Origin of the sequence: Prosthecomicrobium sp. N25, from assembly GCF_037203705.1 — a bacterium.
GTDB lineage: Bacteria > Pseudomonadota > Alphaproteobacteria > Rhizobiales > Ancalomicrobiaceae > Prosthecodimorpha.
Genome location: NZ_JBBCAT010000001.1, coordinates 563,964 through 578,120 on the forward strand (window position 1 = coordinate 563,964; position 14,157 = coordinate 578,120).

Here is a 14,157-nt window from a genome sequence, read left to right on the forward strand (position 1 = left end):
CCGTTTGCTGCCCCTCCGCCAAGAGCCATCGCCGGCTCGACCATTGGCAGTGATCATTGCCTTGATACAGCGACGCCGCTGATCGGACGCTCTCGCCCCCCGAGAGCCTCCTGATCGGCGGCGTTTTTCGTTGTGTCCGGGCGACGAACCGGAGATCCGCGTGAGGATGGAGCGTCTCGTCGTCGTGGGCAACGGCATGGCCGGGGTCCGTTTCCTGGAGGCCCTGGCGGCCGAGCGCGGCGCCGGCCCGGCCGGGTCGGTCGTGGCGATCGGCGCGGAGCCGGTGCCGGGCTACAACCGTGTCCTGCTCTCCGCCGCCCTCGCGGGCGATACGGCCCGTGCCGACCTCGCCCTGAAGCCCGAGGCCTGGTACCGCGGGCAGGGCTTCGACCTGCGCCTCGGCGACCCCGTCGCGACGATCGACCCCGCCGCCGGCTCCGTGTCGCTCCGGTCGGGCGAGATCCTGCCCTTCGACCGGCTGGTGCTCGCCACCGGCTCCGCCCCGATCCGCCTGCCCCTGCCGGGGGCGGACCGGGAGGGCGTCGTCACCTTCCGCGACCTTGCCGATCTCGACCGCCTGGACGCCGCCTGCGCGGCCGGTGCCCCCGCGGTCGTCATCGGCGGCGGCCTCCTCGGCATCGAGGCGGCCTATGGCCTCGCCCGCCGGGGCCTGCCGGTGACCCTCGTCCATCTCGTCGACCGCCTGATGGAGCGCCAGCTCGACGCCCGGGCGGCCGACCTCGTCCGCCGCGCCCTCGAGCGCCTCGGCGTCCGGGTCCTGCTCGGCGCCGAGTCCGCGGCCGTGGAGGGTGGGGCGGCGGTCGAGGCCCTGCGGCTCGCCGACGGCCGCGCGCTGCCCTGCGGGCTCCTGGTCATGGCCGTCGGCATCCGCCCCGAAACCACGCTCGCCCGGACCGCCGGCCTGCAGGTCGGCCGCGGCATCCTGGTCGACGACGGGCTCGAGACCTCGGTGCCCGGCATCCACGCCATCGGCGAGTGCGCCGAGCACCGGGGCTCGGTCTACGGTCTCGTCGAGCCCGCCTACGCCCAGGCGCAAGTCCTCGCCGCCCGCCTCGCCGGCCGGCCGGCGGCCTATGCGGGCAGCCTGCTCGCCACCAACCTGAAGGTCTCCGGCCTGCCGGTCTTCTCGGCGGGCGACTTCGTGGGAGAGGCCGGGACGGACACGATCCACTTCGAGGACCGCCCCCTCGGCCACTACCGCAAGCTCGTCTTGCGCGGCGACCAGCTCGTCGGCGCCGTTCTGGTCGGCGACACCGCCGACGGCCCCTGGTACCAGGACCTGATCCGCGAGGGTCGGTCCGTCGCTCCCCTGCGCCGGGACCTCGTCTTCGGCCGCCCCTTCTGCGAGGCCGCCTGATGACCGCCGACTTCTCCGAGGACCAGAAGCGCTGGCTGGAGGGCTTCGTCTCCGGCGCGAGCGCCGCCCGCGCCGCCCGCGGCCTGCCCCCGCTCGCCGGGGCCGCCGGCCCGGCCGCCCCCTCCGGCCCCGACGCCCCGCACCTCGCCGCCCAGGCCCGCTTCGAGGCCGAGGGCCGCAAGCTCTCCCCCCAGGAGATCGCCAAGCGCGACGAGCACCCGCTCGATGCCTGGCCCCGCCTCGCCGCGGAGGCCCGGTCGGGCCGCTTCCCGAAGCCGCTCGACGACTTCCGCTGGCGGTTCCACGGCCTCTTCTACGTCGCCCCCGCGCAGGACAGCTTCATGTGCCGCCTGCGCATTCCAAACGGCATCCTGAGCCACTGGCAGTTCCGCGCGGTCGCCGACATGGCGGCGCGCTGGGGCGGCGGCTATGCCCATGTGACCACCCGCGCCAACCTGCAGATCCGCGAGATCGCCGCCGAGCACGGCCCCGCCCTGGTCGAGGCCCTCGCGATGGTCGGCCTCGCCCCGAAGGGCGCCGGCGCCGACAACATCCGCAACGTCACAGGTTCGCCGACCGCCGGCATCGACCCGGACGAGATCCTCGACACCCGCCCGGCCGCGCAGGCCTGGCACGTCCATGTCCTTAACAGCCGCCTGCTCGCCGGCCTGCCGCGCAAGTTCAACGTCGCCTTCGAGGGCGGCGGCCGGGTCCCCGTGCTCGAGGAGACGAACGACATCGCCTTCACGGCCGTCCGCGTGGCCGAGGGTTTCGGCGTCGAGCCGGGCGCCTGGTACCGCCTCGCCCTCGGCGGCATCACCGGCCACACGGACTTCGCCCGCGACACCGGCGTGGTGGTCGCGCCCGGCGACACGACCGCGGTGGCGGACGCGATCGTGCGCGTCTTCATCGACCTCGGCGATCGAACCGACCGCAAGAGGGCCCGCTTCAAGTATGTGCTCGACGCGCTCGGGCTCGACGAGGTCCTGCGCCGCGTCGAGGAGAAACTCGGCCGGCCGCTCGCCCGCGTTCCCGCCGGGGCCGTCCTGCCGCGCCGCCCCGCCGACCGCCTCGCCCATGTCGGCCTGCATCCGCAGAGGCAGCCGGGGCTGAACTGGCTCGGCGTGGTCCTGCCGGTCGGGCGCCTGACCGTCGCCGAGATGCAGGGCCTCGCCGATATCGCCCGGGACCTCGGCGACGGCGACGTCCGCCTGACCGTCTGGCAGAACCTGATCCTGTCCGGCATCCCGGACGAGCGGACCGCCGAGGCGACCGCCCGGCTCACCGCGCTCGGCCTCGGCCACGCGGCCTCCTCGATCCGCGCCGGCCTCGTCGCCTGCACGGGCAGCCGCGGCTGCAAGTTCGCCGCTGCCGACACCAAGGGCCACGCCCTGATGATCGCCGACGCCCTGGAGGGCCGCCTGACCGTCGACCGTCCCCTCAACATCCACCTGACCGGCTGCCACCACTCCTGCGCCCAGCACTACATCGGCGACATCGGCCTGATCGCCGCCCGCGTCCCGCTCGACGACACCGGCGAGGAGACCGCCGACGGCTATCACGTCCATGTCGGCGGCGGCTTCGGCACGGAGGCGGCCATCGCCCGCGAGATCTGGCCGAACACGCTCGCCGCCGACGTGCCCGCCCGCATCGAGGGCCTCCTGCGCGCCTGGACGGCCGGCCGGCTCTCGCCCGACGAAAGCTTCCACGCCTTCGCGGCCCGCCACGAGGTCGACGCGCTGCGCCGCGCCGCCGAGGCCGCCCTGCACCCCCCGCGCTTCAGCGAGGCCGCCGAATGACAGCCCCGACCCGCCCGCCCGCCATGGTGCCCCTGATCCCCGAAACCGCGCCCTTCTCGCCCGAGCAGCGCGCCTGGCTGAACGGCTTCTTCGCCGGCCTCGTCGGCTTCGACGCCGCCACCCCGGTCGCCGCCCCGGCCCTGCCCGGCGCCGCGCCCGCACCGGCCCCGGAGGACGACGGCGCCCCCTGGCACGATCCCGCCATGCCCATCGCCGATCGCATGAAGCTCGCCGAGGGCCGGCCGCTCCCGCGCCGCCTGATGGCCGCCATGGCCCAGCAGGACTGCGGCCAGTGCGGCTACCTCTGCGACACCTACGCCAAGGCCATCGCGGACGGCGCCGAGACGAAGCTGAACCTCTGCCAGCCCGGCGGCAAGGAGACGCTACGCATGCTCAAGGCGCTGGTCGAGGCCGACGGCGCCGCCGCGCGCCCCCTCCCGGCCCCCGCGTCACCGACGGCCGCCCCGCCCGCCCGCGCCGACGACCGCCGTCCGGGCTACGACCGCGCGGCGCCCGTCGAGGCGACCTTCGTGTCCGCCACCCGGCTGAACGGCCCCGGCTCCGCCAAGGAGACTTTGCACGTCGTCTGGCGCCTGCCCGAGGGATTGGACTACGCGCCGGGCGACAGCTTCGGCATCCTGCCGCGCAACGACCCGGCCCTGGTCGACGCGATCCTGGCCGCGCTCCACATGCCCGCCGACTTCCCCGTCGCCGGCAAGACGCTGCGGACCGCTCTCATCGAGGACTACGCGCTCGCGCCCGCCCCCGACATGCTGTTCCAACTCGTCTCCTACATCACGGGCGGCGAGACCCGGCTCAGGGCCAAGGCGCTCGCGGCCGGGGGCGACCCGTTCGGCGACGCCGACAGCCTGGACGTCCTCGCCGCCCTCGAGCACTTCCCCGGCATCCGGCCCGATCCCGAGGCCTTCCTGGAATGCCTGGAGCCGCTCCAGCCGCGCCTTTACTCCATCTCGTCGAGCCCCAGGGCCGCCCCCGGCGAACTGACCCTCACGGTCGACGTCGTCCGCTATCCCGTGGCGGGCCGCACCCGCCTCGGGGTCGCCTCGACCGGCATCGCCGACCGGCTGGCGCCCGGCGACACCGTCAAGGTCTTCGTCTCCCGCGCCCATGGCTTCGCCCTGCCGCGGGACGGGGCCACCCCGATCGTCATGATCGGCCCGGGCACCGGCATCGCCCCCTTCCGCGCCTTCCTGCAGGAGCGCCTGGCGACCGGGGCGCCCGGCCCCGCCTGGCTCTTCTTCGGCCACCAGCGCGAGGCGACCGACTTCCTCTACCGCGAGGAACTCGAGGGCCTCCTGGCCCACGGCACCCTGACGCGGCTGTCCACCGCCTGGTCGCGGGACGGCGACGCCAAGGTCTACGTCCAGGATCGCATGCGGGAGGCCGGCGCGGATCTCTTCGCCTGGCTCGAGCGAGGCGCCCACGTCTATGTCTGCGGCGACGCCAGGCGCATGGCGTCAGACGTCGACAAGGCCCTGCTCGACATTCTCGCGGAGCAGGGCGGGCTCGCGCCCGAGGCCGCCCGGGCCCGCCTGAAGGCCCTCGCCGAGGCAGGCCGCTACCAGCGCGACGTCTACTGACCCTCCGACACGAGGCTGCCCCCATGCCCGACGGCTCCGGTCCCGCGGTTCAGGTCCGCACCACCTGCCCCTATTGCGGCGTCGGCTGCGGCGTCCTCATGAAGCCGGACGGCGGCGCCCCGAGCGGCTGGCGGGCGACGGGCGACCCCGACCACCCGGCCAACTTCGGCCGCCTCTGCTCCAAGGGCTCCGCGCTCGGCGAGACGATCGGCCTCGACGGACGCCTGCTGCATCCCGAGATCGGCGGCCGCCGCGTCTCCTGGGACGAGGCCCTCGACGCCGTCGCGCGCGGCTTTGCCCGCTCCATCGAGCGGCACGGGCCGGACTCGGTCGCCCTCTACCTCTCCGGCCAGATCCTGACCGAGGACTACTACGTCGCCAACAAGCTCGCGAAGGGCTTCCTCGGAACCGCCAACGTCGACACCAACTCCCGCCTCTGCATGGCCTCCTCGGTCGCCGGGCACAAGCGCGCCTTCGGCGCCGACACCGTGCCGGGCTGCTACGAGGACCTGGACGAGGCCGACCTCCTGGTCCTGGTCGGGTCCAACGCCGCCTGGTGCCACCCGGTCCTGTGGCAGCGCATGCAGCGCAACCGGGAGACCCGCGGCGCCCGCATCGTGGTGATCGACCCGCGCGCGACCGCCACCGCCGACGGCATCGACCTGCATCTCGCCATCGCGCCCGGCATGGACGCCGCCCTCTTCGAGGGCCTGCTCGTCCACCTCGCCGAGACGGGCCGGGTCGACGAGGCCTATGTGGAGGCGCACACCGCCGGCTTCGGAGCCGCCCTCGCGGCCGCCGTCGCCCGCGTCCCGACCGTCGAGGCCGCGGCGGCCGCCACCGGCCTCGAGGCCGACGCGGTCGCGCTCTTCTTCGACCTCTGGGCCGGCACCGGAAAGGTCGTGACCCTCTACAGCCAGGGCGTCAACCAATCCGCCCAGGGCGTCGACAAGGTCGGCGCCATCCTGAACTGCCACCTCGCCGCCGGCCGCATCGGACGGCCCGGCACGGGGCCCTTCTCGCTCACCGGCCAGCCGAACGCGATGGGCGGCCGCGAGGTCGGCGGCCTCGCCAACCAGCTCGCCGCCCACATGGACTTCGCCCCGGCGGCGATCGACCGGGTCGCCCGCTTCTGGGGCGCGACCCGCATGGCCCGCGAGCCTGGCCTCAAGGCCGTCGACCTGTTCGACGCCGTCGAGGCCGGGCGCATCCGGGCGCTCTGGATCATCGGCACCAACCCCGCCGTCTCCCTGCCCGAGGCCGACCGTGTGCGGGCCGCGCTCGGGCGGCTCGACTGCCTGGTCGTCTCCGAGGTGGTCGCCTCCAACGACACGATCGGCCCCGCCCATGTCCGCCTGCCGGCCGCCGCCTGGGGCGAGAAGGGCGGGACGGTCACCAATTCCGAACGGCGGGTGTCGCGACAGCGGCCCTTCCTCGACCTTCCGGGCGAGGCGCGGCCGGACTGGTGGGCGCTCGCCGAAGTCGGCCGCCGTCTCGCGCCCGCCGACGCCTTCGCGTACGAGGACGCCGCCGCCGTCTACCGGGAGCACGCCGCCCTGTCGGCCTTCGAGAACGACGGGACGCGCGACTTCGATCTCGGCGCCCACGCGGCCATCGACCGCGCCGGCTACGACGCCCTGCCGCCCTTCCAGTGGCCGCTGCCGAAGGGGACCGCCACGGGTCGCTCCCGCTTCTTCGCCGAGGGCGGCTTCTACACCCCCGACCGCCGCGCCCGCTTCGTCGTGCCGGCCCCGCCTGCCCTCGCCGAGACGGCCCGCGAGCCGTTTCCGCTCGTCCTCAACACCGGCCGCGTCCGCGACCAGTGGCACACGATGACGCGCACGGGGAAGAGCCCCACTCTCGGCCAGCACCGGCCGGAGCCCCTGGTCGAAGTCCACCCCGATGATGCCGAACGGGCCGGCCTGACCGACGGCGGCCTCGCCCGGCTCCGCAATGCGCGCGGCACAGCCGTCCTGCGGGTCGCCGTGACGGAGGCGCAGCGGCGCGGGTCGGTCTTCGCCCCCATCCACTGGTCGGACGAGAATGCCTCGGCGGCGCGGATCGGCGCCCTGGTGGCGAGCCGGGTCGACCCGATCTCGGGCCAGCCCGAGGCGAAAGCGACCCCGGTGGCGATTGGTCCCGTCGAGGCCGGCCTGGAGGCGGTGCTGGTCACGCTCGACGCCCCGGCGCGCGCCCGGCTGGAGGCCTCCGGCGCCCTCTACTGGGCCCGCACCCGGATCGCCGGCGGCTGGGCGACCTTTCTCGCGCTCCCGGCCGCTGCCGCGGAGGACTGGCCCGCCCTGGCCGCCGGCCTCCTCGCCACGGTCCCGGACGACCTTGTCGCGGCGGGCGATCCCGCCGCGCGCCACTTCCGGGCCGCCCGCTACCGGGACGGCCGCCTCGCCGGCGCCCTGGTCCTCGCCCCCGCGCCGGAACGCCCGGCCTGGGCCCACCTGAAGGACCTGCTCGGCGCCGACCCCTCCGGCGCCCTGCGGCGCCGCGCCCCGCTCGCCAGCCGCTCCGCCGCCGGCGCGCCGGACCCCGGCCCGACCGTCTGCGCCTGCTTCGCCGTCGGCCGCAACGCCATCGAGGCGGCGGCTCGGAACGGCTGCGCCACGCCGGCCGCGATCGGCGAGACCCTCAAGGCCGGCACCAACTGCGGCTCCTGCCTGCCGGAGATCCGCCGGCTCCTGGAGACGGTCCGCGCGTGACCCGGGCGGGCTCAGCGCTCGAAGAGCACGACCGGCTTGCCCGCGTAGGCCGTCTGCGCGAAGGGCCGGAAGCCGAGCTTCTCGGCGACCCGGATGGACGCCCGGTGAGCGGGCTCGATCATCGCCGTGAACCGCTTGCCCGGCCAGGCCGCCGAGGCCCAGCCTATCGCCGCGTCCATCGCCTCGGTGGCGATCCCGCGGCCCCAGGCGGGGCTGACGAGGCTCCACCCCGCCTCGAGCGTCCCCTCGATCGAGGGCTCGATCGTCCGCTTCACGTCGTGGAATCCCGCCTCGCCCAGGAAAGCGCCCGTGACCCGGTCGAGGACGGCGAAATAGCCGAAGCCCAGGTGGTGCCAGACGCCGGCCTGGCGCAGGAACCGGCCCCAGGCCTCCTCGCGGGACAGCGGCGCCCCGCCGATGAAGCGCATCACCGCCGGGTCCGCCCGCATCGCCGCGTAGGCCGGGAAATCGTCCCGGCGGTAGGGCCTGAGCAGGAGGCGATCGGTTTCGAGAAAGGGCATCGCGGAGCTCCGACGCTCTGGGACAGGGCCGCGAGCCTAGCCGCTTCCTCCCCCGGCCTCCACATGCCCCCAGGGCAAGGCGTCGCGGCCGCGCTCGGCAGCCATGACTTGAACCCCGCCGCCCTTCTCTGCGAGGCTCGCCCATCCGCCGTACCGGGAGGCACGCATCCATGCGCAACGAAGCCCTGATCTGGGACCGCGTCGACGCCCACCGCGAGGATCTCGTCGGCCTCGCCGACCGGGTCTGGGGCACGCCCGAGACGCTCTACGCCGAATGGCGCTCCTCCGCCGAGCACGCCGCCATGTTGCGAGCCAAGGGCTTCCGGGTCACCGAGGAGGCCGCCGGCATCCCGACCGCCGTCGTCGGCGAGGCGGGGGAGGGCGGCCCGGTCATCGCCATCCTGGGCGAATACGATGCCCTGCCGGGCCTCAGCCAGGTCGCCGGCATCGCCGAGCCGAAGCCCGTCGAGGCCGGCGGCAACGGCCACGGCTGCGGCCACAACCTGCTCGGCGCCGCCGCGCTGCTGGCCGCCACCGCCCTCAAGGACTGGCTCGCCGAGACCGGCACGCCCGGCCGCGTCCGCTACTACGGCTGTCCGGCCGAGGAGGGCGGCGCCGCCAAGTCCTTCATGGTCCGCGCCGGGCTCTTCGACGACGTCGCCGCCGCCATCACCTGGCACCCGGCGGCCATGACCCGGGTCGACGAGGCCGAGAGCCTCGCCAACACCCGCATCGACTTCACCTTCACGGGCCGCGCCAGCCACGCCGCCGCCTCGCCCCATCTCGGCCGCAGCGCGCTCGATGCGGTCGAACTGATGTCGGTCGGCGTGAACTACCTGCGCGAGCACGTGCCGCAGGAGAGCCGCATCCACTACGCCTACCTGGACGCGGGCGGCATCGCCCCGAACGTGGTGCAGGCGCGCGCCAAGGTCCGCTATGCCGTGCGCTCCACGACACTCGACGGCATGCTGGCCCTCAACGAGCGGGTCCGGAAGGTCGCCCTCGGCGCCGCCATGATGACCGAGACCGACGTGGACGTGCGCATCGTCTCCGCTGTCTCCAACATGCTCGCCAACGAGCCGCTCCGCCGCGCCATGCAGGCGGCCTTCGACGCCCTCGGCGGGGTCGCGTTCGACGACGCCGACCGGGACTACGCGGGCCGCATCCAGGCGACGCTGACGGAGGCCGACATCCTCGCCGAGTACCGCGCGGCGGGTCTCGACCCCCGCAAGGGCGAGGTGCTCTGCGACTACGTGCTGCCGCTCGACCGCCGCGGCCAGAAGGCGCTCGCCTCCACGGACGTCGCCGACGTGAGCTGGAAGACCCCGACCGTCGAGGCGCGGGTGGCGACCCACGCGATCGGCACGCCGGGCCACTCCTGGCAGATCACCGCCCAGGGCAAGTCGCCCGCCGCCCACAAGGGCATGACCCACGCCGCCAAGGTCATGGCCCAGACCGCCACCATGCTGTTCGCCGACCCCGCGCTCCTCGACGAGGCCCGGCGCGACCACGCCCGCCGGCTCGCCGCGCGGCCCTACGTCTGCCCGATCCCGGACGACGTCGGCCCGCCGCTCCAGCCCCGGCCCTGAGGGATCAGTCGGCCGCCATCGCCTCCGCCACGATGGCGTCCGCGGCCTCGCGAAGCAGGCTTTCGTCCGCCTCGCCCGGCACGCGCTCCTTGCCGATCTCGATCATAATCGGCACGGCGAGCGGCGAGATCCGGTCGAGGCGCTTGAGGACGATGTGATCGCGGATGCGCGCCAGCATCGCGCCGATGCGGCCGATGTCGAGGAGGCCCGCCGAGGCGTCGGCCCAGGTGGCGCGGAGCAGGATGTGGTCCGGCTCGTGGCTCCTGAGCACGTCGTAGACGAGGTCGGTCGAGACGGTGACCTGCCGGCCCGACTTCTCTTGGCCGGGATGCCGCCGCTCGACCAGCCCGGCGATGACGGCGTTGTTGCGGAAGGTGCGCTTCAGGAGGTAGCTGTCGGCCATCCAGGCTTCCAGGTCGTCGCCCAGCATGTCCTCGTCGAACAGCGCCGGCAGCGACGGCCGGCCCTCGGCGAAGAGCCGGCCAAGATCCTCCACGGCCCAGATCCCGAGCGCATAGTCGGTCGCCACGAATCCGAGCGGCCGCGCCCGCGCCCGCTCCAGCCGCCGGGTGAGCAGCATGCCGAGCGTCTGGTGCGCGAGCCGGCCCTCGAACGGGTAGGCCACCATGTAATGCTTGGCGGCGCGCGGGAAGGTCTCGATCAGGAGTTCGTCGCGCTTCGGCAGGATGGAGCGGAGCCTCTGGATGCGCAGCCACTCGGCGACCTGCTCCGGCAGTGCGCCCCAGCTCTCCGGATCGGCCAGCATGCGCCGCACCTGGTCGGCGAGATACGTGGAGAGCGGGAACTTGCCGCCCATGTAGGAGGGGATGCGCGGGCTCTCGTCCTTGGTGCGGGTGACCAGCGCCTCGTTCTCGCGGATCGTCTCGAACCGTAGCACCTCGCCGCCGAACAGGAAGGTGTCGCCCCGGCTCATGGTCTCGAAGAAGAACTCCTCCATCTCGCCGAGCATCCGCCCGCCCCGCGCCGGCGTGCCGCCCGCCACCTTGGAGACGAGCCGGACCTTCAGCATCGGGCTCTCCACGATGGTCCCGACGTTGAGCCGGTAGGCCTGCGCGATCTGCGGGTTGGAGACGCGCCAGAGGCCGTCCTTCCGGCGTCGGATCCTGGCGTAGCGCTCGTAGGTCCTGAGCGCGTAGCCGCCCGTCGCCACGAAGTCGACCACCCGGTCGAAGGTCGCCCGGTCGAGCCCGCGGTAGGGGTAGGCCGACGTCACCTCGGCGAAGAGATCCTCGTCCGCGAAGGGCGCCGCCACCGCCATGCCGAGCACGTGCTGGGCGAGGACGTCGAGACCGCCGGGCCGGATCGGCGGCGTGTCCTGGTCGCCCAGGTAGTTGGCGTCGAGCGCCGCCCGGCACTCCATCACCTCGAACCGGTTGGCCGGGACCAGGATTGCCCGGCTCGGCTCGTCGAGCCGATGGTTGGCCCGCCCGATCCGCTGGGCGAGCCGGCTCGCCCCCTTGGGCGCGCCGACATGGACGACCAGGTCGACGTCGCCCCAGTCGATGCCCAGGTCGAGCGTCGAGGTCGCCACCACGGCGTCGAGCCCGCCGGTCGCCATCGCGGCCTCGACGCGGCGGCGCTGCGCCACGTCGAGGGAGCCGTGGTGCAGCGCGATCCTGAGATTGTCGTCGTTGATGGTCCAGAGCTCCTGGAACACCATCTCGGCCTGGCTGCGCGTGTTGACGAAGATCAGCGTCGTCTTCGCGGCTTTCAGCGCGGCGTAGACCTCCGCCATGGCGTAGCGGGCGGAATGTCCCGCCCAGGGGATCCGCTCCGCCGAGTCCAGGATCCGGATCTCCGGCTTGGCCCCGCCCGCGATCGCCACCACGTCGGCCGTGGCGCCGGCGCCCTCCTGGGGCACCAGCCAGGCGGCGAGTTCCTCCGGGTTGGAGACCGTCGCCGACAGGCCGACCGTCCTGAGCCCCGGCGCCAGCTTGCGCAGCCGCGAAAGTCCGAGCGCCAGGAGGTCGCCCCGCTTGGACGTGACGAGTGCGTGAAGCTCGTCGAACACCACTGTGCGGAGGTCGCCGAACAGCGTCTCGGCCTCCGACGAGGCGATCAGCAGCGCCACCTGCTCGGGCGTCGTCATGAGGATGTCGGGCGGTTCGGACTTCTGCCGCTGCCGCTTGTGCGCCGGCGTGTCGCCTGTCCGCGTCTCCACCCGGATCGGCAGACCCATCTCGGCGATCGGCGCTTCGACGTTGCGCGCGACGTCCACCGCGAGCGCCTTGAGGGGCGAGACGTAGAGCGTGTGGATGCCCCGGCGCGCCACCCCGCGCCCGGCCGCCACGAGCCGCGGCGGAGGCCGCTCCGAGAGGGCGACGAGGCTCGGCAGGAAGCCGGCGAGCGTCTTTCCGGCGCCCGTCGGTGCGATCAGCAGGGCCGACCGGCCCGCGGCGGCCTTCTGCAGGAGCTCGACCTGGTGCGGCCGCGGCGCCCAGCCGCGCGAGGCGAACCACGCCGCGAAACGGGCGGGGAGAAGCAGGGCGGGATCCTCGAAGCTCTGCGGCGCGCTCACGCCCAAGAGGTAGCGCCCGGCGCCGCCGAGCGGAAGCCGCCGCGGTCGCGAAAAAGGCCGGGATCGCTCGGAGCCCCGGCCTTCCATAAGGAAAGGGCCGGGATCGCTCCCGGCCCCGGATCGGTCTCGCGACCGATTACTGGCAGTCCTTCCACTCGTAGGGCTCGCCCTTGTAGTCGTAGCGCGTGGACGTCACGCAGCCGCGCTGCTTGACGATCCGGTCGCGATAGACGACCCGCGGCTGGGCCGGGACGGGGGCCTCGGAGTAGTAGGGGCCGGGCGCGTAATTGTAGTAGGGGCCCGGCGCGTAGTTGTAGTAGGGGCCCGGGGCATAGCCGTAGGGCCCGTAGCTGCTCGCAGCCGCCGCGCCGACGGCGCCGCCGACTATCAAGCCCGTCGCGAGACCCGCGCCGGCGCCCCAGCCCCAGCCGCCGTGATGGTGGTGGCGCGGTGCCGCGTCGGCCGTGCTGACGAAGGAAGTCGCGAGAAGGGCGGCGCCGATGGCCGCCACTGCGGTTTTCTTCATGTCTGATCTCCTGCTGCCTGAGGGGTCCGGCCAGGGGGCCCTGACCCGCGCATGGGCTCATGCCGGGTCAAGCGCCAGCAGGGAGATGCGTTTCATCACGAGCGCGTGAAAGGTGGCGGTCCGCACCGGCGGTTGCCGGCACCCGTTTCCGCCCTGGACGGTCAGTGGCAAACCTCGCTCCAGAAGAGCTCGCCCGTCGACGTCCAGGCCCGCCGCTTGTAGCACTGCTGCACGGTCACCTGCGCGCCGACGAGGCTGCGCTTGAAGTAGACCGGCGTGGTTTCCGGGACGACGACCACGTGCGGGGCCGGCTCGTAGATCGGCTGATAACCGCCGTAATGGGCCGGATTGGCCGCGGCCGTGCCGCCGACGGCGAGGCCCGCGGCAAGGGTGGCGGCGGCGAGGGTGCGGTTCGACATGGCTCTGCCCTTCTGTTGCGCACCCGTCGCGGGTGCCGCGTCATCGAATGGGCGGAGCTTGGCCTCGGCCGTGTGGACGGGCGCTGAGCATGACGTTCAGGAAAGATTCAGCGCCCGTGCGGCGCGATCACGTCCGCGTGATCGGGTCGGGGCCCGCCCGGCGCAGGACCGCCACGAGGCCGCCGACCGGCGCCCCGCGGTCCTCTCGGAGCGTCTCCGCCGCCAGCGACAGGACGTCGAAGCCTTGGTCGGCCGCGACCGCGCGGAGATAGGCCTGGCCGTGCCCGTACCGCAGGCTGTCCTTCAGGGCGAAGTCCGCGTCCCCGCCGGCGAGCTGCTCGACAGTGAAGGCCAGTAGGCCGCCCGGCCTGAGCGCCCGGGCCGCCGCGCCGAGTACGGGCGCCAGGTCCCCGAGATAGCAGAACACGTCCGCGGCAAGGACGAGGTCCAGGCTTCCGGGTGTCAGCGCCCGGAGATCAGCGACCGCCTCTCCGACGCGGATCCCGTCGTAGAGACCCTTGGCCTCCGCCTCCGCCGCCATGGCGACCGACAGGTCGACCCCGTCCAGCCGGTCGCAGCGCTCCCGGATCGCCGCCCCCATCAAGCCCGTCCCGCAGCCGAGATCGAGCGCCGCCGCGAAGCGCCGCCCCGGCGCGGCGGCGGCGAGGGCGGACGCGACGAGGCCCGGCGCCCGGTAGCCGAGCCGTCCGGTGAGGACCTTCTCGAAGGCGGGCGCGTAGGCGTCGAAGAGCGCCCGGACATAGCCGGCCGGCGGCGCCGGCGGGGTTGTCCCGGCGAGCCGGGCGGCGTGCAGCGACGCCCCGAGGCGATCGTCCGGATCCAGCCCGGCGGCCCTCCGGAAGGCCGCGAGCGCGCCGGCTCCCGCGCCGGCCGCCTCCCGCGCCACCCCCAGGGCGAACCAGCCGGGCACCCAGCCGGGCACCAGCTCCAGCGCCTGCTCGATGAGGTCGGCCGCCGCCGCCGGGTCCCCCGCCTCGGCGAGCGCGATCGCGTAGCCGTAGCGGCGGTCGGCGATCAGGTCGCCGGAGGAGTGGAAGGTCGGGAACATGGCGG

Annotated in this window: 10 protein-coding genes; 5 read left to right on the forward strand and 5 right to left on the reverse strand. The window is 74.1% G+C overall.

The annotated features are described in order from the left end of the window. The first annotated feature begins 166 nt into the window (after positions 1–166). From WBG79_RS02655 to WBG79_RS02670, 4 genes are read left to right on the forward strand one after another with little or no spacing between them, the layout of a single operon-like run. Complete coding sequence (locus WBG79_RS02655) at positions 167–1,378, forward strand: NAD(P)/FAD-dependent oxidoreductase (RefSeq protein ID WP_337357875.1); 1,212 nt, start codon at positions 167–169, stop codon at positions 1,376–1,378. Further along, positions 1,378–3,177 (forward strand): NirA family protein, encoded by a 1,800-nt coding sequence (locus tag WBG79_RS02660; protein ID WP_337355560.1) that lies wholly within the window; start codon positions 1,378–1,380, stop codon positions 3,175–3,177. Before WBG79_RS02655 ends, WBG79_RS02660 begins: the two co-directional genes overlap by 1 nt. Further along, positions 3,174–4,778, forward strand: a complete 1,605-nt coding sequence (locus WBG79_RS02665) for a sulfite reductase subunit alpha (protein WP_337355561.1) — start codon at positions 3,174–3,176, stop codon at positions 4,776–4,778. The genes WBG79_RS02660 and WBG79_RS02665 overlap by 4 nt, the downstream gene beginning before the upstream one ends. A gap of 23 nt (positions 4,779–4,801) precedes the next feature. After that, positions 4,802–7,489, forward strand: coding sequence for a nitrate reductase (locus WBG79_RS02670; RefSeq protein WP_337355562.1), 2,688 nt, complete (start codon positions 4,802–4,804; stop codon positions 7,487–7,489). 11 nt (positions 7,490–7,500) lie between these two features. Here the strand turns inward: WBG79_RS02670 and WBG79_RS02675 are convergent, their stop codons facing one another. Continuing rightward, positions 7,501–8,010 (reverse strand): GNAT family N-acetyltransferase, encoded by a 510-nt coding sequence (locus tag WBG79_RS02675; protein WP_337355563.1) that lies wholly within the window; start codon positions 8,008–8,010, stop codon positions 7,501–7,503. A gap of 170 nt (positions 8,011–8,180) precedes the next feature. Between WBG79_RS02675 and WBG79_RS02680 the strand changes: the two genes are divergently transcribed. Further along, on the forward strand, positions 8,181–9,599 hold the full coding sequence (locus WBG79_RS02680; protein WP_337355564.1) for an amidohydrolase: 1,419 nt from the start codon (positions 8,181–8,183) through the stop codon (positions 9,597–9,599). A gap of 4 nt (positions 9,600–9,603) precedes the next feature. On the opposite strand, the gene WBG79_RS02685 is transcribed toward WBG79_RS02680, so the two are convergent. From WBG79_RS02685 to WBG79_RS02700, 4 genes are all read right to left on the reverse strand, one after another. After that, complete coding sequence (locus WBG79_RS02685) at positions 9,604–12,225, reverse strand: ligase-associated DNA damage response DEXH box helicase (protein ID WP_443147397.1); 2,622 nt, start codon at positions 12,223–12,225, stop codon at positions 9,604–9,606. A 49-nt stretch (positions 12,226–12,274) separates the two neighbouring features. Beyond that, positions 12,275–12,664 carry a hypothetical protein gene (locus WBG79_RS02690; RefSeq protein WP_337355566.1) on the reverse strand — a complete coding sequence of 130 codons (390 nt, stop codon included), beginning with the start codon at positions 12,662–12,664 and terminating at the stop codon, positions 12,275–12,277. Between the two features lie 161 nt (positions 12,665–12,825). Next, positions 12,826–13,083 (reverse strand): hypothetical protein, encoded by a 258-nt coding sequence (locus WBG79_RS02695; RefSeq protein ID WP_337355567.1) that lies wholly within the window; start codon positions 13,081–13,083, stop codon positions 12,826–12,828. A gap of 127 nt (positions 13,084–13,210) precedes the next feature. Continuing rightward, a complete protein-coding gene (locus WBG79_RS02700; protein WP_337355568.1) occupies positions 13,211–14,152 on the reverse strand; it encodes a class I SAM-dependent DNA methyltransferase in 942 nt (313 codons plus the stop codon). Positions 14,153–14,157: the final 5 nt, after the last annotated feature.